This window comes from Caulobacter sp. CCH9-E1, assembly GCF_001556515.1.
Taxonomy (GTDB): Bacteria; Pseudomonadota; Alphaproteobacteria; order Caulobacterales; family Caulobacteraceae; genus Caulobacter.
The window spans coordinates 1-18,097 of record NZ_LSJA01000166.1 but is presented as its reverse complement, the minus strand read 5'-3'; the positions used below and the strand labels follow the sequence as shown (position 1 = coordinate 18,097).

18 protein-coding genes are annotated in these 18,097 nt (G+C 68.1%); 14 read left to right on the top strand and 4 right to left on the bottom strand.

What is annotated here, in order from left to right:
• Window positions 1-43 precede the first annotated feature (43 nt).
• A complete protein-coding gene (locus AX690_RS10460) occupies window positions 44-1,912 on the top strand; it encodes a peptide MFS transporter (RefSeq protein WP_066680368.1) in 1,869 nt (622 codons plus the stop codon).
• A gap of 309 nt (window positions 1,913-2,221) precedes the next feature.
• Window positions 2,222-2,719 (top strand): GNAT family N-acetyltransferase, encoded by a 498-nt coding sequence (locus AX690_RS10455; RefSeq protein ID WP_066680369.1) that lies wholly within the window; start codon window positions 2,222-2,224, stop codon window positions 2,717-2,719.
• Here AX690_RS10455 and tldD read toward each other — a convergent pair.
• Genes tldD through AX690_RS10435 form a run of 4 tightly spaced genes read right to left on the bottom strand, consistent with a single transcriptional unit; the run spans window position 2,716 to window position 5,929 of the window.
• Window positions 2,716-4,152, bottom strand: coding sequence for a metalloprotease TldD (gene tldD, locus AX690_RS10450; RefSeq protein WP_066680370.1), 1,437 nt, complete (start codon window positions 4,150-4,152; stop codon window positions 2,716-2,718). The genes AX690_RS10455 and tldD overlap by 4 nt on opposite strands.
• 56 nt (window positions 4,153-4,208) lie before the next feature.
• Window positions 4,209-5,024, bottom strand: a complete 816-nt coding sequence (locus AX690_RS10445) for a GIN domain-containing protein (protein WP_066680371.1) — start codon at window positions 5,022-5,024, stop codon at window positions 4,209-4,211.
• 18 nt (window positions 5,025-5,042) lie between these two features.
• Entirely contained in the window at window positions 5,043-5,606 is a 564-nt protein-coding gene (locus AX690_RS10440; RefSeq protein WP_066680372.1) for a DUF1700 domain-containing protein, read from the bottom strand.
• A complete protein-coding gene (locus tag AX690_RS10435; protein ID WP_066680384.1) occupies window positions 5,603-5,929 on the bottom strand; it encodes a PadR family transcriptional regulator in 327 nt (108 codons plus the stop codon). Before AX690_RS10435 ends, AX690_RS10440 begins: the two co-directional genes overlap by 4 nt.
• Window positions 5,930-6,292: 363 nt before the next feature.
• Here AX690_RS10435 and coxB point away from each other — a divergent pair, with 363 nt between their 5' ends.
• From coxB to AX690_RS10380, 12 genes are all read left to right on the top strand, one after another.
• Window positions 6,293-7,222, top strand: a complete 930-nt coding sequence (gene coxB, locus AX690_RS10430; protein WP_066680373.1) for a cytochrome c oxidase subunit II — start codon at window positions 6,293-6,295, stop codon at window positions 7,220-7,222.
• Between the two features lie 22 nt (window positions 7,223-7,244).
• A complete protein-coding gene (gene ctaD / locus AX690_RS10425) occupies window positions 7,245-8,906 on the top strand; it encodes a cytochrome c oxidase subunit I (protein ID WP_066680374.1) in 1,662 nt (553 codons plus the stop codon).
• Window positions 8,907-9,015: 109 nt separating this feature from the next.
• Entirely contained in the window at window positions 9,016-10,029 is a 1,014-nt protein-coding gene (locus AX690_RS10420) for a heme o synthase (protein WP_197426838.1), read from the top strand.
• Window positions 10,026-10,184 (top strand): hypothetical protein, encoded by a 159-nt coding sequence (locus tag AX690_RS23285; protein ID WP_082769606.1) that lies wholly within the window; start codon window positions 10,026-10,028, stop codon window positions 10,182-10,184. The genes AX690_RS10420 and AX690_RS23285 overlap by 4 nt, the downstream gene beginning before the upstream one ends.
• The gene (locus AX690_RS10415; RefSeq protein ID WP_197426837.1) at window positions 10,165-10,839 is read left to right on the top strand and encodes a cytochrome c oxidase assembly protein; all 675 of its coding nucleotides are present in this window, start codon (window positions 10,165-10,167) and stop codon (window positions 10,837-10,839) included. Before AX690_RS23285 ends, AX690_RS10415 begins: the two co-directional genes overlap by 20 nt.
• 69 nt (window positions 10,840-10,908) lie before the next feature.
• Window positions 10,909-11,781, top strand: a complete 873-nt coding sequence (locus AX690_RS10410; RefSeq protein WP_066680375.1) for a cytochrome c oxidase subunit 3 — start codon at window positions 10,909-10,911, stop codon at window positions 11,779-11,781.
• Between the two features lie 71 nt (window positions 11,782-11,852).
• Complete coding sequence (locus AX690_RS10405) at window positions 11,853-12,215, top strand: DUF983 domain-containing protein (protein WP_066680376.1); 363 nt, start codon at window positions 11,853-11,855, stop codon at window positions 12,213-12,215.
• Window positions 12,208-12,894, top strand: a complete 687-nt coding sequence (locus AX690_RS10400) for an SURF1 family protein (RefSeq protein ID WP_066680377.1) — start codon at window positions 12,208-12,210, stop codon at window positions 12,892-12,894. The genes AX690_RS10405 and AX690_RS10400 overlap by 8 nt, the downstream gene beginning before the upstream one ends.
• Complete coding sequence (gene thrC, locus AX690_RS10395; protein ID WP_066680378.1) at window positions 12,894-14,291, top strand: threonine synthase; 1,398 nt, start codon at window positions 12,894-12,896, stop codon at window positions 14,289-14,291. The genes AX690_RS10400 and thrC overlap by 1 nt, the downstream gene beginning before the upstream one ends.
• Window positions 14,292-14,475: 184 nt before the next feature.
• Window positions 14,476-15,747 (top strand): pitrilysin family protein, encoded by a 1,272-nt coding sequence (locus AX690_RS10390; RefSeq protein WP_066680379.1) that lies wholly within the window; start codon window positions 14,476-14,478, stop codon window positions 15,745-15,747.
• A gap of 17 nt (window positions 15,748-15,764) precedes the next feature.
• Complete coding sequence (locus AX690_RS10385) at window positions 15,765-16,337, top strand: GNAT family N-acetyltransferase (protein WP_066680380.1); 573 nt, start codon at window positions 15,765-15,767, stop codon at window positions 16,335-16,337.
• 35 nt (window positions 16,338-16,372) lie between these two features.
• Window positions 16,373-18,040, top strand: a complete 1,668-nt coding sequence (locus tag AX690_RS10380) for a bifunctional diguanylate cyclase/phosphodiesterase (RefSeq protein WP_066680382.1) — start codon at window positions 16,373-16,375, stop codon at window positions 18,038-18,040.
• Window positions 18,041-18,097: the final 57 nt, after the last annotated feature.

The window sequence follows — 18,097 nt, the reverse complement described above, 5'->3', positions numbered from 1 at the left end:
CGCGGCCCGTCACGTTTCTTAAAAGCTTGGGCAAGGCTTGGGTATGAACATCGTTATCGCCGCGGGCGTCCTGATCACGCTCGTGACCGGAATTCCCGTCCTGATCCAGCTGCTCAAGGGCCATCCGCGCGGCCTGATCATCTGCTTTCTGGCCGAGATGTGGGAGCGGTTCTCCTACTACGGCATGCGGGCGATCCTGATCTTCTATCTGACGCAGCACTTCCTGTTCGACCCGAAGACGGCGTCGGGCCACTACGGCTCCTACACCTCGCTGGTCTATCTGCTGCCGCTGTTGGGCGGCATGTTGGCCGACAAGTGGCTGGGCACGCGCAAGGCCGTGGCGTTCGGCGCTTTGCTGCTGGTGGCGGGTCACCTGGCCATGGCGGTGGAGGGCAAACCCGCCGTCCAGACCCTGACCTATGGCGGCGCGACCTATGAGTTCCAGTCCGAAGGCCGAGGCCAAGAGCGCGTGTCGCGCCTCGTCGTCGCCGGCAAGCCCTACGAGGTGGCCGCCACCAAGGCGGGCGACTTCGAGATCGAGGGCCTGCCCGCCGACGCGCCCCTTCCCGCCGTTCTGCCCAAGGCCGACTACAAGCTGGACGTCGCCGGTCGTGACCCCTTCTATCTGAACGTCTTCTGGTTCGCCCTGTCGCTGATCATCTTGGGCGTCGGCTTCCTGAAGCCGAATATCTCCACGATCGTCGGACAGCTGTACCCGCAAGGCGATCCGCGTCGCGACCCGGGCTTCACCCTCTACTACTACGGTATCAACCTGGGCTCGTTCTGGGCGTCGATCCTGTGCGGCCTGCTGGGCGTCAGCGTCGGCTGGTGGGCGGGCTTTGGCCTGGCGGGCCTAGGCATGCTGGCCGGCTTTGTCGTTTTCGTGCTGGGCAAGCCCTGGCTGGAGAACAAGGCCGAGCCGCCACATCCCGAGGCCCTCAAGAAGAAGGTCCTGGGCCCGCTCAGCCTGGAGACGATGATCTACGCCGTCTCGCTGCTGGGCCTCGTCGGCATCTTCTTCCTGGTGCAGTTCAACGGCGTCGTCGGCATGACCCTGAACGTCGGCATCATCGCGTCCCTGGGCTATATCGGCTGGTTCATGGCGACCAAGTGCGCCAAGGCCGAGCGCGAGCGCCTGGCTCTCGCCGTGTTCCTGATCTTCGGGGCGGTGGTGTTCTGGACCCTGTTCGAACAGGCCGGCTCCTCGCTCAGCCTGTTCGCCGCGACCAATGTCCAGCTGGACCTGGTGCGCGAGCCGGTGCGCCTGCTGGGCGGGGCGATCACCCTGGCCACGAGCGACCAGCTGAAGGCGGCCGGCATCGATCCGGCGTCGACCTTCTGGGTCAACACCAGCTTTAACGCCCCACAGACCCAGATGCTGAACGCGGGCTGGATCCTGATCTTCGCCCCGGTCTTCGCCGCGCTCTGGACCTTCCTGGGCGCGCGCGGCCGCGATCCCAACCCGGTGATTAAGTTCGGCCTGGCGCTGATCCAGGTCGGGGCGGGCTTCCTGCTGCTGAAGTGGGGCGCGACCTTCGCCGACGGCGCGTTCCGCCTGCCGCTGATCTTCCTGGTGCTGATGTACATGCTGCACACCACCGGCGAGATGTGCATGTCGCCGGTCGGCCTGTCGCAGATGACCAAGCTGTCGCCGCTGTCGATGGTCTCGTTCATGATGGCCGTCTGGTTCCTGGCCCTGGCCATCGCCCAGTGGGTCGGCGGCAAGATCGCGGGCCTGGCGGCGACCGAGACGGTCGGCGGACAGGTCCTCGACCCCGCCCTGGCGCTGGCCTCGTCGCTGAAGGTGTTCAACGTCATCGGGCTGGTCGCCGTCGCGATCGGCGTGCTGTTCCTGGCCCTGTCGCCGATCCTCAAGAAGTGGTCGCACGGCGCCGACGATGTGACGGCCTGAACGAACGAAGGGCCCCGGCGACGATTCCGGGGCCCTTCCCGGGACGTGGAGGGGCCACGTCCCTACTCCAGGTGGGAACGGCCCGACGATGGCTCAAATCGCCGGACCGCTTTCCGCTCCTACCCGAAGCCCTGAGCGCGGCGGCTGGCCGCGCGATTCGAAAGGTCCGGGGCCGGCGTAGCCGCCATCGTTGCGACTATTGTGACGGTCGCCGGACTTGCGGGCAGCGTGCCGTCACCGGCGGCTCGGTGGAAGTTACAAGCCTGAAATCTGGATTAAACCTTCGACAGAAAAGGCTGCGGAGACGGCATGGGCGACGCAACGACGGCTCTGACTCCAGATGATCTGGCTGGCGTCGCCGGCGAGGCCTTGCTGGCCCTCAACAACGATCACGCGCTGGAGCTTTCCTGGCTGGAGCCGGAGCGGCTCGCCAAGCTGGTCGCGGAGGCGTTTGTCGCGCGTCGCGTCGGCGTCGCCGAGGCCCTGCTGCTGGCCTTTGACCAGGACGCCGACTATGACAGCGTCAACTTCCTGTGGTTCAAGGGGCGCTTCAGCCGCTTCGTCTATGTCGACCGGGTCGTTGTCGCCGATGCGGCGCGGGGCAGGGGCCTGGCGCGCCGGCTGTACGACGACCTCTTCGCCGCCGCCCGCGCCGCCGGCCATGAGCGCATCGTCTGCGAGGTCAATTCCGACCCGCCCAATCCGGCGTCGGACGCTTTTCACGCCGCCCTGGGCTTTGTTCCGGTGGGAACGGCCCAGATCCACGGCGGCAAGAAGACGGTGACCTATCTGGAGCGGCGGCTCTAGACCGCCGTCCCGCCCACCGTCAGGCCCGTGATCTTCAAGCTGGGCTGGCCCACGCCCACCGGCACGCCCTGGCCGGACTTGCCGCAGACGCCGATGCCCGGGTCGAAGTCGAAGTCGTTGCCGATCATCGTCACCTTGGTCAGGGCGCTGGGACCGTCGCCGATCAGGGTCGCGCCCTTCACGGGGCTGGTGATCTTGCCGTCCTCGACGAGGTAGGCCTCGGTGCACTGGAAGACGAACTTGCCGTTGGTGATGTCGACCTGGCCGCCGCCGAAGCTGGCGCAGTAGAGGCCGCGCTTCAGCGAGGCGATCATCTCCTGGGGATCGTCCTTGCCCGCCAGCATGCCGGTGTTGGTCATGCGCGGCATGGGCATGTGGGCGTAGGACTGGCGGCGACCGTTGCCGGTGGCCTTCATGCCCATCAGGCGCGCGCTCATCCGGTCGTGCATGTAGCCGACGAGGATGCCGTCCTCGATCAGGATGGTCCGTTCGGTCGGCGTGCCCTCGTCGTCGACGGTCAGCGAGCCGCGGCGGCCGGCGATCGAGCCGTCGTCGAACACTGTGACGCCGGGGGCGGCGACCCGCTCGCCGATGCGGCCGGAAAAGGCGCTGATGCCCTTGCGGTTGAAGTCGCCTTCCAGCCCGTGGCCGACGGCCTCGTGCAGCAGCACGCCGTTCCAGCCGGGGCCGAGCACCACGTCCATCTCGCCGGCGGGGCAGGCGACGGCGTCCAGATTGACCAAGGCCCGACGCAGCGACTCCTCGACCTGCTCTTGCCACTTGTCCGGGCTGATCCAGGCGGCGAAGCCGGCGCGGCCGCCGGCGCCCGAGCTGCCGGTCTCGCGGCGGCCGTCCTTCTCGACCGTGACCTGGACATTGACCCGCACCAGCGGCCGCACGTCGCGGATCAGGCGGCCGTCGGCGCGCAGGATTTCGACGATCCGCCGCTCGCCGGCCATCGAGGCCATGACCTGCACCACCCGCGGATCGCGGGCGCGGGCGAAGGCGTCGATCTCCTGGAGCAGGGCGACCTTGTCGGAGAAGTCGGGCGAGGCGACGGGATTGTCCTCGCCATAGAGCTTTTCGTTGGTGGCGCGGGGGCCTTCGGCGGCCACGCCCGCATGGCCGCGCTTGGCGAGGCTGGCCGAGTCCGCGGCGCGGCGGATGGCGGCTTCGGAAATCTCGGCGGCGTGGGCGTAGCCGGCGGTTTCGCCGGCCACCACGCGCAGGCCAAAGCCTTCGCCGCTGTCGTAGGAGGCGCTCTTCAGCCGTCCGTCGTCGAACACGAAGGACTCGCTCTCGGAGCGTTCGAGGAACAGTTCGCCGTCATCGGCGCCGGCGAGGGCCTCGCCTAGAACCTGGCGGGCGCGCTCGGGATCGACGCCGGCCGCGTCGAGCAGGGACAGGGAAGAGGCGGGGAAGGGAGCGTTCATGCGCCTACAGGTAGGCTTTCGAATCGCATCCGTCACCCCGCCCCTTTTGTCGCGGATCAGTACTCCCGGCGGATTTCGCCCGAACCGGTGATCTCGCTGCTGACGGTCTTGGGCTCGGTGCGCAGCTCGACGTCGCCGCTGCCGGAGATGTCGATTCGGGCCAGCTGGGTGGCGAAGATCGCGCCGCCGCCGCTGCCCGAGACGTTGACCTTGACCTCCTTGGCCTTCAAGTCGCCAAGGTCGACGTGGCCCGACCCCGAGCTATCGATCGACGCCGCGTCCACGCGTCCCGCCGCCGCGACGTCGCCGCTGCCGCTGGCGCTGACCGAGATGGTCGAATGGTCATAGCGGCGGATGTCGAGATCGCCGGACCCCCGGACGTCGAACTTGGTGACGTCCGGCGCGATCACGGTGATCTTCACCCGCTCGGAGTCGCTCTCGACCCGCAGGCCCAGGGCGTCGATCGTCAGACGGTCGTGATCGATGTCGTCGTTGCCTTCCAGGCTGAGGCGCCCGCCGTCGACGCGCAGCCGCTCGATGTAGTCCTTGGGGCCCGAGGCGACGATCTTCGCTTCGGGGCCCTGGACGAACACCACGTCGACCGGCAGATCGACGAGCAGGTCGCTCTTGCCCGTCCAGGCGAAGGTGCGGTCGATCATCGGCGCGGGCCGTTCGCCATACACACGGCCGGGGCCAGTGCGAATGACCTTGCCGTTCTCGCGGATGACGATGGTTTCGTCATAGCGGCTGAAGGGCAGCGTCCAGCCGTTCTTCATGATCTCGGGGCCGGCGATGGCCGCCACCCCGGCGAAACAGCCGATGGCGAGCGCGAAGCTGGCCCCGGCGACGATGAGCGTGTTGCGGATCAACATGGTCCCCTCCTCTTGCGCTCAGGCTTGTTCGATGGCCGGCTTGAGCAGCCGGTAGTGGAGGCGGGCGTACCAGACGACCGCGTTGAAGACGGCGACCGTGACCAGGGTCAGCAGCGCGCCCAGGCAGGTGGCCAGGCCCATCAGGCCCAGGCCCGCCAGGAAGGCCGTTATCGGCCCGCCGGGGGGCGCCGTCAGCGGACCCATGGCGAAGACGAAACCGCCCGAGACGAAGATCGCAACGACCGCGACCAGCACACCGAACAGAGCGCCCAGCACGCCCATCAGCAGGGGCAGCAGGATGATCACGTCGATGGCGCCCAAGCCCAGAAGGGCGATGACCGCCGCCATGGCGTTGGAAGGGTTCTTGCGCTCCTCCCACTGCTTGAGGCCGGCCTCGGCGCGCAGCTCGCGAGCCAGGCGGTCGGGATCGCCCAGGGCGGCGGCCACCTCGGCCTCGCTGCGGCCGGCGGCCATGGCGTCGGCGAAGTGGGCTTCGTGGTCGGCGACGATGTCGGCGATCGTGGTGACCGGCAGGCCGGCCAGGCCGCGCCGCAGGCGGGTCATGAACTCGGCGCGGGTCATGCGGCGGCTCCCACGATGGCGTTGACGGCCTGGGTGAAGGCGACCCACTCGGTCTTCTGCTGCTCCAGGCTGCGGCGGCCCTCGGCCGTCAGGCGATAGTACTTGCGCGGCGGACCGCTCTGGCTTTCGACCAGATAGGTCTCGACCAGCCCATCCGACTGCATGCGGCGCATCAGCGGATAGATCGTCCCTTCCCCCATATCGATGTCCCTCGTGAGCCTGCTGGCGATCTCGTAGGCGTAGCTGTCGGCGTGCGAGAGCAGGGCCAGCACGCACAGCGCCAGCACGCCTTTCTTCAATTGGATTTCAATGGCTTCCGGCACGTCGTCCTCGCCTCCTTGGATGCTCACTGGTACCGCATGGTACTGGGTATCGCAAGGTACCTATCCATGAACGATACGTAATGATGCGGAAATAGCGGGAAGCGCGGGGAGGGGGCTGAGTTCAGGCGGGAGGAAACGCGCGCACGGCAAACCCTCGCACAGAGTGTGGTCTCTGGCGCTTGGCAACGGCTGGCGATGCGCGTATGCAGCCTGGAACGGCCTTTTTCGGGGCGGGCTGCGAGTGACTTTGTGTCTTGTTGGACGCCGTCGCTCGCGCAACCGCATCGGAGGTCGTCATAAGCAAGTCGGCGCGGCGTGACATTGATCATCGTCAAATCGCCGCCGAAACGGGCCGTGAGGGATATGAAGGCGCAATTTTCGGGGATTCGGCGGGTCTTGACGGGCGCCAGCGCGCTCGCCGCCAGTGTCGTTTTCGCGGGGCACGCCCTCGCCGAGGATCTTTTGGGGCAGCCGACGCCGGGAGCGATCGACCTGCAGCCGGCCGCGTCGGAGCTGAAGCACCACGCGATCTGGTTCCACAACGTGATCCTGCTGCCGATCATCACGGCCATCACCCTGCTGGTGCTGGGCCTGCTGATCTGGATCATCGTTCGCTATAACAAGAAGGCGAACCCGGTTCCGGCCAAGTTCAGCCACAACACCACGATCGAGGTCATCTGGACCCTGGTGCCGGTGCTGATCCTGATGGTCATCGCCATCTTCTCGTTCCGGCTGCTGTTCCACTACAACGACATGCCCAAGCCCTACATGACCGTGAAGGCCACGGGCTATCAGTGGTACTGGGGCTACGAATATCCCGACCAGAAGATCAGCGAGATCGTGTCGCTGCCGCTCACCAAGGAGCAGGCGGACGCCAAGAAGGTCCCGTATCTGCTGGCCGCCGACAACGCCATGGTGGTCCCGGTCGGTCAGGTGATCCGCGTGCAGGTCACCGGCGCCGACGTGATCCACGCCTTCGCCCTGCCGGCGTTCGGTCTGAAGACCGACGCGATTCCCGGCCGCCTGAACGAAACCTGGTTCAAGGCCGAGAAGACCGGCGTCTTCTACGGTCAGTGCTCGGAACTGTGCGGCGTGGACCACGCCAACATGCCGATCGAGATCCAGGTGGTGACGCAGGCTCAATTCGACGCCTGGGTGAAGTCGAAGACGGCCCCGCCGGCTCCGGCCGCCGCCCCCGCCGAAGCCGCTCCGGCCGCTGTCACGCCCGCCGCGACCCCGGCCGCCGCTCCCGCTTCCGCTCCGGCCGCGGCGCCCGCCGCGCCGGCGGCTTAAGATACTCGCAGGATAAAGTCCGATGGCTCACGCCGCAGACACGCATCACATGGACGGCCACGACGCCGACCACAAGCCGCCCTTCTTTGCCCGCTGGTTCTTCTCCACGAACCACAAGGACATCGGCACGCTGTACATCCTGTTCGCCATCATGGCGGGCATCGTCGGCGGCGCCCTGTCGGGTCTGATCCGCTGGGAGCTGATGGAGCCGGGCATCCAGGTGTTCTCCGACACCGGCCTGCTGGCCCAGCTGGGCGTCTTCAAGGGCAAGCACGGCTACAACGCCGTGGTCACCGCCCACGCCCTGATCATGATCTTCTTCATGGTCATGCCCGCCATGATCGGCGGCTTCGGCAACTGGTTCGTTCCGATCATGATCGGCGCGCCGGACATGGCCTTCCCGCGGATGAACAACATCTCGTTCTGGCTGCTGGTCGCCGCCTGGATCCTGCTCTGCGTGTCGATGTTCGTCGACGGCGGCCCGGGCCACGGCTTCGGCGGCGGCTGGACGATCTATCCGCCGCTGTCGACCATCGGTCACAAGGGTCCGGCCATGGACCTGGCGATCCTGTCGCTCCACCTGGCCGGCGCTTCGTCGATCCTGGGCGCGATCAACTTCATCACCACGATCTTCAACATGCGCGCGCCGGGCATGACCCTGCACCGCATGCCGCTGTTCGCCTGGTCAGTGCTGATCACCGCCTTCCTGCTGCTGCTGTCGCTGCCCGTCCTGGCCGGCGCCATCACCATGCTGCTGACCGACCGCAACTTCGGCACCCACTTCTTCGACCCGGCCGCCGGCGGCGACCCCGTCATGTTCCAGCACCTGTTCTGGTTCTTCGGCCACCCGGAAGTGTACATCCTGATCCTGCCGGGCTTCGGCATCATCAGCCACATCGTCTCGACCTTCTCCAAGAAGCCGGTGTTCGGCTACCTGGCGATGGCCTACGCGATGGTCGCCATCGGCTTCGTCGGCTTCGTCGTGTGGGCGCACCACATGTACACCGTCGGCATGAGCATCAACCTGCGCGCCTACTTCGTGGCCGCGACGATGATCATCGCCGTCCCGACCGGCGTGAAGATCTTCAGCTGGATCGCCACGATGTGGGGCGGTTCGCTGGACTTCAAGACGCCGATGCTCTGGGCCATCGGCTTCATCTTCCTGTTCACGGTCGGCGGCGTCACCGGCGTCGTCCTGTCGAACGCCGGCATCGACTACAGCCTGCACGACACCTACTACGTGGTGGCCCACTTCCACTACGTGCTGTCGCTGGGCGCGGTCTTCGCCATCTTCGCGGGCTTCTACTACTGGTTCGAGAAGATGTGGGGCGTGAAGTACAACGAGTTCCTCGGCGCGACCCACTTCTGGGTGATGTTCGTCGGCGTGAACCTGATCTTCTTCCCGCAGCACTTCCTGGGCCTGCAGGGCATGCCGCGTCGCTACGTGGACTATCCGGACGCCTTCGCGCTGTGGAACTACGTCTCGTCGGTGGGCTACATGATCACCGTCGTCGGCGTGGGCATCTTCATGCTGGTGCTGATCGAGGCCGCGATCCGTCGTCGCAAGGCCGAGGCCAACCCGTGGGGCGAAGGCGCCACCACGCTGGAATGGACCCTGTCCTCGCCGCCGCCGTTCCACCAGTTCAGCGAACCGCCGGTGATCAAGGCGGACGACCACCACTAAGGGTGGCGTCCGGACTGGACCAAACGGGGGCGCGGTCGGGATCCAAGCAGGGTCTTGGCCGCGCCCTTCGCCCATCGAGCGAGACAGAAAAGCTCAGTATCGTACACCGATGAAGACCGCCGCCATGACCCCGGAAACCGCCTCGACCCCGACGGCGGACGCCTCGCAAGCCGCGCGCTGGCAGGATTACTTCCAGCTGATGAAGCCGCGCGTCATGTCGCTGGTGGTGTTCACGGGCCTGACGGGGCTGCTGGCCGCGCGCGCGCCCATCCACCCGATCCTGGGCGCCGTGGCGGTGCTGTGCATCGCGATCGGGGCCGGCGCCTCGGGCGCGCTGAACATGTGGTACGACGCCGACATCGACCAGCAGATGCGCCGCACGCGCGGCCGTCCCGTGCCGACGGGCAAGGTCAAGGGCGAGGAGGCCGCCTCGCTGGGCGTGGTTCTCTCCCTGCTCTCGGTGATGTTCCTGGGCTTCGCGATCAACTGGTTCGCGGCGGGTCTGCTGGCTTTCACCATCGTCTTCTACGCCGTCGTCTACACGATGTGGCTCAAGCGCTGGACGGCGCAGAACATCGTGATCGGCGGCCTCGCCGGCGCCCTGCCGCCCGCGATCGGCTGGGCGGCCGCGACCGGTCACGCGCCGCTGAACGCCTGGCTGATGGTCGCCATCATCTTCTTCTGGACCCCGCCCCACTTCTGGGCGCTGTCGCTGTATGTCACCACCGACTACGCCAAGGCCGGCGTGCCGATGCTGCCGGTGGTCAAGGGCGCGCGCGAGACCCGCAAGCAGATTCTGCTCTACAGCTTGGTCTTCGTTCCCATCTGTCTGGCCCCGGTCCTCACCGGCCTGGGCGGTCCGTTCTACCTGGCCGTGGCGGCTCTGGGCGGCGCGGTGTTCCTGGTGCTGGCCTGGCGCGTCTTCGCCAGCAAGGCCGGGGATGCGGTCGATCCGCGCGTCGCCGACCGGGCGCTCTATGAGGTCACCGAGGACGAGCGCGCCGCCGGGGCCAAGGCCGCCCGCAACCTGTTCGCCTTCTCGATTCTTTACCTGTTCGCCCTGTTCGCCGCCCTGCTGGGCGAGGCCGTGACGGGCGTCCAGGCGCTGGAGCTTCTGAAGTGAATAAGTTGATCGACACGGACGCCGAGAAGCTGGCCGCCAAGAAGGCGCGCGATGGCCGCAACATCGCCATCGGCCTGGGTCTCGCGGCCTTCGTCGTCCTGGTCTTCGTGGTCACCCTGGTGAGGCTGAGCGGCAATGTCCACCCGCACCCCTAAGGCGCCCCCCAAGGGCCCCAAGACGGCCCTGACTCCGCAGCAGGCCATGGCCCGCCGCAACGGTCGGGTCGCGCTGATCTGCGCGGCGGCCTTCTTTGGCATGGTCGGCGCGGCCTACGCCGCCGTGCCGCTGTACAAGCTGTTCTGCCAGGTCACCGGCTTCGACGGCACGGTGCGCAAGGCCGAGGCCAAGCCGACGCGGATTCTCGATCGCAAGGTCACCATCCGCTTCGACGCCAACATCCGTGAGCTGCCCTGGAAGTTCCAGACCCTGCAGGCCAGCCAGGATGTCCGCATCGGCGACACGGGTCTGGCCTTCTTCAAGGTCACCAATCCGACCGACAAGCCGATCACCGGGCGGGCGCTGTACAACGTGGTGCCGGAGTCGGCTGGGCCGTACTTCCAGAAGCTGGAGTGCTTCTGTTTCACCAGCCAAACGATCCAGCCCCATCAGACGGTGGAGTTCCCGGTCGTCTACTTCGTGGATCCCCAATTCGCGGACGATCCCGAGACCAAGGGCAAGAGCGAGATCACGCTCAGCTACACGTTCTTCCCGGCCGTCGAAGACGGCAAAGGCAAGACGGGCCAAGTCGCCGCCGCGACGACGCCCCGCATCGTCGAGCCTCTTGGCGGCAAGCCGTCGAGAGGGCTATAGGATTCAACAAGATCGCGGCGCGGGGGGACCAGCGACCGTGCTCAGAGGGATATAAGGGTTAGCAGCAACATGGCCGGCGCCGTCAAACACGACTACCACATCCTTCCGCCCAGCCCCTGGCCGTTCGTCGGCTCGATGGCCGCGACCGTTATGGCCATCGGCCTGATCGGCTGGCTCAAGGGCGGCGTCCTGGGCATCGACAAGGGCAACTGGGCGATCTTCGCCGCGGGCCTGGCCGGCGTGCTCTACACGATGTTCGGCTGGTGGGCCGACGTGGCCAAGGAAGCCAAGGCCGGCGACCACACCCCGGTCGTCTCGATCGGCCTGCGCTACGGCATGATCCTGTTCATCGCCTCGGAAGTGATGTTCTTCGTGGCGTGGTTCTGGATGTTCTTCGAGATGGCGCTGTTCCATGAGCACCGGACGCTGTCCACGATCGAGGAAGTCCGCACCGCCTGGGCCGCCTGGCCGCCGGCCGGCGTCGAGACCGTCTCGCCGTGGCACCTGCCGCTGGTCAACACCCTGACGCTGCTGCTGTCGGGCACGACCGTGACCTGGGCGCACCACGCGCTGCAAGTCGGCGACCGCAAGGGCGCCAAGTGGGGCCTGATCCTGACGATCCTGCTGGGCGCGCTGTTCACGACCATCCAGGTCTATGAGTACGCGCACATCAACCACGAGCAGCTGTTCTACTCGGAAGCCGCGGCCAATTCGGGCCTGTATGGTTCGACCTTCTTCCTGGCCACCGGCTTCCACGGCTTCCACGTGTTCGTCGGTACGATCTTCCTGATCGTCTGCCTGATCCGCCTGATGAACGGCACCTTCACGCCCAAGCAGCACTTCGGCTTCGAAGCGGCCGCGTGGTACTGGCACTTCGTGGACGTCGTCTGGCTGTTCCTGTTCGCCTTCATCTACGTGATCTTCGGGGCCTCGGCCCACTAGATCGGACACTCCGATGGGGCCCGGAACGCCGACCAGCGTTCCGGGCCTTTTTCGTTTAAAGGCTCCAAGCCATGACCAAGACCAATCCCTACGCCGCCGGCGCGCGCGGCCTGTGCCCCCACTGCGGCGAGGGCTATCTCTTCGACGGCTTCCTGAAGGTGACCCCGGTCTGCGAGGCCTGCGGTTTCGAGCTGGGCAAGTACGAGACCGGCGACGGCGCGGCGACCTTCGTCATCCTGATCGCCGGGACCGTCTGCGCCTTCGGCGCCCTGTTCTCGATGTTCGCCTGGAACTGGCCGGTGTGGCTGCTGCTGCTGGTCTGGCTGCCGGCGGTGTTCGTCATCACTCTAGGCCTGATGCGACCGGCCAAGGGCCTGATGGTCGCCGCCCAGATCGCGCAGAAGGCCTCGGAAGCCGGCCGCCGCGATGTCTGAGATCTCTCCGAGGAAAGCCGGCTTCCCCGTCGGCCTGACGATCGCCACGGCGATCGCCTTCGCCATCCTCTGCGGCCTGGGCGCCTGGCAGCTCCAGCGCCTGCACTGGAAGGAAGGCGTGCTGACCCGGATCGAGGCGCTGAAGACGGCGCCGGCCATGCCGCTGGTCCAGGTGCTGACGGAAAAGGCCCGCCCCGAGGACCTGGCCTGGACGCGGGTCAGCGTCGACTGCGGCGACGTGGCCGGCGAGCCGCTGCCGCTGGTCTATGGCGTCCGCGAAGGTGACGTGGTCTGGCGCGCCCAGGCGCCGTGCGCGGTGCTGGCCGGCCCCTACAACATGATCCTGGTGGATCGGGGGCTGGTTCCGGCCCTGAACGGCCAGGTCGCGCCGCCGGCTCGGTCCTTCGACCCGCCCCGCCGCGTGGTCGGCGTGCTGACGCCGATCGCCCAGCTGGGCGGCGACCGCGCCAAGGTGCTGGAGCGCTTCCCGGGCCGTAAGCCCGCGCCCCTGGTGCTGATGGCCGAGAGCGAGACCCCCGCGCCGGCCGGCGTCACGCCCGCGCCGCTTCCGGCAGAAATTTCCAATCGGCACCTCGAATACGCCCTGACGTGGTTTGGTCTTGCCGTGACCCTGCTGTTTATCTATGCCGCCATGCTCTGGCGGAGAGTGAGACCCTGATGCGTTACGTGTCGACCCGCGGGCAGTCCGCGCCCATCGGCTTTCTGGATGCGGTGCTGGCCGGCCTGGCCCCCGACGGCGGCCTGTACGTGCCTGCGGAATGGCCGAGCTTCCGCTCGTCCGAGATCGCGGCCTTCGCCGGCAAGTCCTACGCCGAGGTGGCGACCGCCGTGGTCGGCAAGTTCGTCGGCGACGACATCCCCAAGGAAGACCTGGCCCTGATGTGCGAGGAGGCTTACGCCACCTTCGCCCACACCGCCGTCGTCCCGCTGAAGCAGCTGGGGCCGAACCAGTTCCTGCTGGAGCTGTTCCACGGCCCGACCCTGGCCTTCAAGGACGTGGCCATGCAGTTGCTGGGACGGCTCTACGACTACGTGCTCGAGCGCCAGTCGCGGAAGATGACCATCATCTGCGCCACCTCGGGCGACACCGGCGGCGCGGCCGTCGAGGCGTTCCGCGGCCGCAAGAACGCCCGCATCGTCGCGCTCTTCCCCGAAGGGCGGATCAGCGAAGTGCAGCGCCGGTTCATGACCACGGCCACCGACGCCAATGTCGCCTGCATCTCGGTGCTGGGTTCGTTCGACGACTGCCAGGCGATCGTCAAACAGGCCTTCCAAGACGACCAGTTCCGCCACGGCGTGGACCTGTCGGGCGTCAACTCGATCAACTGGGCCCGGATCGCGGCGCAGAGCGTCTACTATTTCACCGCCGCCGTCGCCCTGGGCGCGCCGGCCCGCGAAGTGGCGTTCGTGGTGCCGACGGGGAATTTCGGCGACGCCTACGCCGCCTTTGTCGCCAAGAAGCTGGGCCTGCCGGTGCATTCGATCACGGCGGCGACCAACTCCAACGACATCCTGGCCCGCGCCTTCGAAACCGGCCGTTACGCGCGCGGCGCGGTGGCCGCGACCCAGAGCCCGGCCATGGACATCCAGGTCGCCAGCAACTTTGAGCGCCTCTACTTCGAGGCCGTGCGTCGCGACGCCGTCGAGACCGAGCGCGCCTTCCGCGCCTTCGCCGACACGGGCCTGCTCGACATCCCGCCCGCCGCCCACGCCTGGATGCGCGAGCTCTTCCGCGGCGCGTCGGTCAGCGAGGCCGACACCGCCAAGACCATGCTCTCGACGCTGAACGAGACCGGCGAGATCGTCGATCCGCACACCGCCGTGGGCCTCGCGGCCGCGCGCGGCGTCGACGTCAAGCCGTCGACGCCCGTCGTGGTGCTGTCGACCGCCCATCCGGCCAAGTTCCCGGAAGCCGTCCAGGCCGCCACGGGCGTCCCGCCAGTGACGCCGCGCGCCACGCCGGACCTTTCCAAGAAGCCGGAGAAGTTCGAACGCCTGCCCGCCGACGGCGCGGCCGTGAAGGCGTTCGTGCGCACCTTCGCGGCGACGACCTGACTTTTCTCCTCCCTCGCGAAGCGGGGGAGGGGGACCAGCCCCCGGGTCGCGCTATGCGCGCCCGAGGACCGGCTCCGCTGGTGGAGGGGGCGCTTTCGGCCTATATGAACGCCCCCTCCGTCTCGCTGCGTATCCGCAGCGATCCACCTCCCCCGTTTCACGGGTGAGGAAAACAATGAGCTGAATGACCGCCACCCTCCGCACCCTGAAGAACGGCGTCCGCGTCGTCTGTGATCCGATGCCGGGCCTCGAGACCCTGGCGCTCAGCGTGGTGGCCGGCCGCGGCGCGGCCTATGAAGATCCGTCCCGGTCGGGCTGGTCGCACCTTCTGGAGCACATGGTGTTCAAGGGCGCGGGCCGACGCTCGGCCCGTGACATCGTCGAGGTGATCGAAAGCGCCGGCGGCTCGATCAACGCCGCCACCGGCTATGAGCGCACCAGCTTCCAGGTGCGGGCCCTGAAGGGCGGCCTGGATCTGGGCATGGAGGTCATCGCCGACCTCGTGCGGCGTCCGACGCTGGACCCCGCCGACCTCGCCCGCGAGAAGCAGGTCGTCGCGCAGGAGATCGCCGAGGCGGCCGACGCGCCCGACGACTATGTCTTCGACCTGATCCAGCGCGCCAGCTGGGGAGACCATCCGGTGGGGCGGCCGATCCTGGGCAGCGACGCCACGGTCGAGGCCGCCAGCGTCGAGGCCCTGTCCCAATGGCGGGGCGCGCTCTATGCGGCGGACCGCCTGGTGATCAGCGCCACGGGCGCGGTCGAGGAGGCCGAGCTGATGGCCGCCGCCGAGCGCGCGTTTGGCGACTTGCCGGCGGAGTCCGGCGCGGCGGTTCCCGAGGCGGCCGACTTCGTGGGCGGTCCGCAGGTCGAGGCCCGCAAGCTGGAACAAAGCCACCTCGTCTTCATGCTGCCCGCCTGCGGCTCGCGCGACCGGGACTATTTCGCCCTGCGCATCTTCGCCGAGGTGTTGGGCGGCGGCATGTCCTCGCGCCTGTTCCAGGAAGCGCGCGAGAAGCGGGGCCTCGCCTACAACATCGACGCCTATGCCGACACCTACGCCGACCACGGCGCGTTGGGCATCTATGCCGGCTGCGCGGCCTCGGACGCGGTCGAGACGGCCAAGGTCTGCGCCGGCGAGCTCACCAAGCTGGTCGCGCATATCGACGACGCCGAGCTGGCCCGCGCCAAGGCTCAGCTGAAGGCCCACATGTTCATGGCCCGCGAGCAGCCGCTGTCGCGGGCCGAGCAGGGGGCGGGGCAGGTCCTGCTGTTCGACCGCCTCTACGCGCCGTCGGAGCTGGCCGCCGAGGTGGACGCGGTGACGGCCGACGACGTTTCGCGACTAGGCCGCCGGTTGCTCTCCGGTCGGCGGGTTGCCTCGGCGGTGCTGGGCGCCAAGACCTCGCTGAAGGCCGGCGAGGCGTTCGACAAGACGCTATTCTCCGCCGCCTGACATCGGAGGACGCGCCGATGCTTCCGTCGTTCCTGAAGCCCCGTCCCGCGCTCCGCCTGCAAGGTCGCGCCGTCTATCTGCGACCGCCGAAACTCGGCGACCACAAGGCCTGGGCCAGCTTGCGGGGGCGGTCGCGTTCGTTCCTGGAGCCGTGGGAGCCGGTTTGGCCCGAACATGACCTGACCCGCGCCGCGTTCCGGGCGCGTCTGGCGGCCTATACGCGCGAAATGGAGCTGGACGAGGCCTATCCGTTCTTGGTCTTCCGTCGCGCCGACGACGCCCTGGTCGGCGGCGTGCGGCTTTTTCACGTGCGGCGTGGCGTCGCCCAGACTGGAACCATCGGCTACTGGATCGGCCAGCCCTTCGCCCGCCAGGGCCACACGCGCGACGCCGTCGAAACCCTGATCCGCTTCGCGTTCAAGGGCTTGGGCCTCCACCGCCTGGAAGCCGCGTGCATGCCCGAGAACGCGCCGTCGGCCGCCCTTTTGCTGAAATGTGGCTTTTCCGAGGAAGGATATGCCCGCGCTTATTTGAAAATTAACGGCGATTGGCGAGACCATCGTCTGTTCGGCTTGGTGGCGCCCGAGTGAGTTAGGGCGACTGCGGCCGACGCGGCGGGACGGGAATGTCTTTTCGGACAGGCGAACGGCGGATTTGGGACACGACCGCGACGCTCGAAGCGTTGGGCGGGGCCGATGTCGCGCTTTGGATCTGGGAGCCCGAGTCCGACCGCCTGCGCCTGAATGGCGCCGCCCGCGCCCTGGGCCTGGGTCCTTTGGCCCCCGAATGCTCCTCCGCCGCCTTCCGCGCCCTGGCCCTGCCGCAGGACCGGGCCCAGGCCGAGGAAGTGCTGAAAGTCCGTGAGCCCGGCCAACCGGTCGTCGCCCGCTTCCGCGTGCGCGGCGGCGAGGTCTACCTGTGGCGCGGCGTCTGGCTGGAGGAAGGCGTGCGCGCCGCCGGCGTGGTCGCCGCCGAAACCAAGTTCGCCGCTTCCGAGCGCTGCGACCTGACCGGCCTGCTGGATCGCCGCAGCTTCATCACCCGCGCCCGCGAGCGTCTGGCCGAGCCGGGCGCGCACGAGCTGGTCGTCGCCGATCTCGACCGCCTGCGACGCCTGAACGAGGCGCTCGGCCATGATCGCGCCGACCTGGTCCTGGCCGCCCTGGGCTCGCGCCTGATCGCCGCCTTCCCGGCCGACGCGGTGCTGGGTCGCATCGGCGAGGACGAGTTCGCCGTGCTGTGCAAGCCCGACGGCTACGAGCCCGCCGAGATGCTGCGCGAAGCGCTGGAGCAGCCGCTGCGCATCGCCGGCTTCGACATTCACCCCACGCTGTCCGTCGGCGCCGTCTCGGCCGAGGGCGGTCATGAGGCGCCCGATCCGGCCGAACTATTGCGCCGCGCCGAGCTGGCCGTGGAGGCCGCCGCCGCCGCGGGCCGTGGCGGCGCCGCCGCCTATGGCCGCTCAATGGAGACCGATGGCCTGTCGCGCCTGGCGCTGGAGGCCGACCTGCGCGGCGCCATCGGCCGCGGCGAGATCATCCCGTACTTCCAGCCGGTGGTGCGCTTGTCGACCGGCGCGCTGTCGGGCTTCGAGGCCCTGGCCCGCTGGATCCATCCGCGCCGGGGCATGCTGCCGCCGGACGAGTTCCTGCCGCTGATCGAAGAGATGGGGCTGATGAGCGAGCTGGGCGCGCACATGATGCACGCGGCCGCCCGCCAGCTGTCGATCTGGCGCGCCTGCCACCCGGCGATGAGCGCCATGACCGTCAGCGTCAACCTGTCGACCGGCGAGATCGACCGGCCGGGGCTCGTGGACGACGTCGCCCAGACCCTGCGCGACAACAACCTGCCGCGCGGCGCGCTGAAACTGGAAGTCACCGAGAGCGACATCATGCGCGACCCCGAGCGCGCGGCCGTCGTGCTGCGGACCCTGCGCGAGGCGGGCGCCGGCCTAGCGCTGGATGACTTCGGCACCGGCTTCTCGTCGCTGTCCTACCTGACGCGCCTGCCGTTCGACACGCTGAAGATCGACCGCTACTTCGTGCGGACCATGGGCGCCAACGCCGGCTCGGCCAAGATCGTGCGCTCGGTCGTCAAGCTGGGCCAGGACCTCGACCTCGAGGTTGTCGCCGAAGGCGTCGAGAACGCCGAGATGGCCCGGGCCCTGCAAGGGCTGGGCTGCGACTACGGCCAGGGTTTCGGCTACGCGCCGGCGCTGTCGCCGCAGGAGGCCGAGGTCTATCTGAACGAGGCCTATGTCGACGGCGCCGCGCCGGTGAAAGCGCGAGGCTGAAACCTCCCCCAGCGGGGGAGCAACCGTGTTGAGTTCAGGCGGGTCTCCAGTCGGCTT

Excerpts from the sequence above, each read along its gene's own strand:
- thrC (WP_066680378.1), top strand. The coding sequence starts at position 12,894 with ATGCGTTACGTGTCGACCCGCGGGCAGTCCGCGCCCATCGGCTTTCTG.
- AX690_RS10385 (WP_066680380.1), top strand. The coding sequence starts at position 15,765 with ATGCTTCCGTCGTTCCTGAAGCCCCGTCCCGCGCTCCGCCTGCAAGGT.
- AX690_RS10445 (WP_066680371.1), bottom strand. The coding sequence starts at position 5,024 with ATGTTGATCCGCAACACGCTCATCGTCGCCGGGGCCAGCTTCGCGCTC.
- AX690_RS10455 (WP_066680369.1), top strand. The coding sequence starts at position 2,222 with ATGGGCGACGCAACGACGGCTCTGACTCCAGATGATCTGGCTGGCGTC.
- AX690_RS10415 (WP_197426837.1), top strand. The coding sequence starts at position 10,165 with ATGTCCACCCGCACCCCTAAGGCGCCCCCCAAGGGCCCCAAGACGGCC.
- tldD (WP_066680370.1), bottom strand. The coding sequence starts at position 4,152 with ATGAACGCTCCCTTCCCCGCCTCTTCCCTGTCCCTGCTCGACGCGGCC.
- AX690_RS10440 (WP_066680372.1), bottom strand. The coding sequence starts at position 5,606 with ATGACCCGCGCCGAGTTCATGACCCGCCTGCGGCGCGGCCTGGCCGGC.
- ctaD (WP_066680374.1), top strand. The coding sequence starts at position 7,245 with ATGGCTCACGCCGCAGACACGCATCACATGGACGGCCACGACGCCGAC.
- coxB (WP_066680373.1), top strand. The coding sequence starts at position 6,293 with ATGAAGGCGCAATTTTCGGGGATTCGGCGGGTCTTGACGGGCGCCAGC.
- AX690_RS10390 (WP_066680379.1), top strand. The coding sequence starts at position 14,476 with ATGACCGCCACCCTCCGCACCCTGAAGAACGGCGTCCGCGTCGTCTGT.
- AX690_RS10405 (WP_066680376.1), top strand. The coding sequence starts at position 11,853 with ATGACCAAGACCAATCCCTACGCCGCCGGCGCGCGCGGCCTGTGCCCC.
- AX690_RS10410 (WP_066680375.1), top strand. The coding sequence starts at position 10,909 with ATGGCCGGCGCCGTCAAACACGACTACCACATCCTTCCGCCCAGCCCC.
- AX690_RS10420 (WP_197426838.1), top strand. The coding sequence starts at position 9,016 with ATGAAGACCGCCGCCATGACCCCGGAAACCGCCTCGACCCCGACGGCG.
- AX690_RS10460 (WP_066680368.1), top strand. The coding sequence starts at position 44 with ATGAACATCGTTATCGCCGCGGGCGTCCTGATCACGCTCGTGACCGGA.
- AX690_RS10380 (WP_066680382.1), top strand. The coding sequence starts at position 16,373 with ATGTCTTTTCGGACAGGCGAACGGCGGATTTGGGACACGACCGCGACG.
- AX690_RS10400 (WP_066680377.1), top strand. The coding sequence starts at position 12,208 with ATGTCTGAGATCTCTCCGAGGAAAGCCGGCTTCCCCGTCGGCCTGACG.